We start from the raw sequence: 1,085 nt of genomic DNA, 5'->3' as shown, positions 1-1,085 counted from the left end.
CTCCGAGAGGAGTGCGCCCCCCTGTCCAACTCCGAACCTATGAACGTCGTTCGACGCAGGGAGTCCGGTGCACGGGGTAAGCCTGTGTACCGTAAGGGAGACAACCCAGAGCTGGGTTAAGGTCCCAAAGTGTGGATTAAGTGCGATCGAAGGTGGTCTCAAGCCCTAGACAGCCGGGAGGGGAGCTTAGAAGCAGCTACCCTCTAAGAAAAGCGTAACAGCTTACCGGCCGAGGTTTGAGGCGCCCAAAATGATCGGGGCTCAAATCCACCACCGAGACCGAGCCGTNAATCGCGTAGGTTGGCGTTCTGTTCGGGTGGAAGCACGGATGAGAATTCGTGTGGACCGTTCAGTAACGAAAATCCTGGTCATAGTAGCAGCGTTAGTCGGGTTAGACCCCCGACGGCCGAACGAGTAAGGGTTCCTCAGCAATGCTAATCAGCTGAGGGTTAGCCGGTCCTAAGTCAGCCCGTAAGTCGAAGCTGACAACAGGGAAATAGGTTAATATTCCTATGCCGGTATGCAATCAAAGTTGACGCTTTGGGGCCACCCAGGCCGGGCCTTCGCCCGGTTGAACAGTCGAAGAACGTGGAAGCCGTAATGGCACGAAGCGATCGAATGGCTGGATAACGCAAGCTGGGTCAACCCAGAGCCCGTGAAAAGACGAGCATACTGTCCGTACCGAGATCCGACACAGGTACTCATGGCGGCGAAAGCCAAGGTCTGTCGGGAGCAACCGACGTTAGGGAATTCGGCAAGTTAGTCCCGTACGTTCGCAATAAGGGATGCCTGCCTCGGAAAGAGGCAGGTCGCAGTGACTCGGGCGCTCCGACTGTCTAGTAACAACATAGGTGACCGCAAATCCGCAAGGACTCGTACGGTCACTGAATCCTGCCCAGTGCGGGGATCTGAACACCCCTTACAAGGGGACGAAGGACCCGTTAACGGCGGGGGTAACTATGACCCTCTTAAGGTAGCGTAGTACCTTGCCGCTTCAGTAGCGGCTTGCATGAATGGATCAACGAGAGCGCCACTGTCCCAACGTTGGGCCCGGTGAACTGTACGTTCCAGTGCGGAGTCTGGAG

At 56.4% G+C, this 1,085-nt stretch carries 1 rRNA gene; it reads left to right on the top strand.

What is annotated here, in order from left to right:
- Positions 1 to 1,085: ribosomal RNA gene (locus tag C483_RS20610) — 23S ribosomal RNA — on the top strand; the annotation flags it as partial.

This window comes from Natrialba hulunbeirensis JCM 10989, assembly GCF_000337575.1.
GTDB lineage: Archaea > Halobacteriota > Halobacteria > Halobacteriales > Natrialbaceae > Natrialba > Natrialba hulunbeirensis.
Note: the sequence above shows the minus strand (reverse complement) of the source record. Positions and strands in the feature narration are given on the sequence as shown.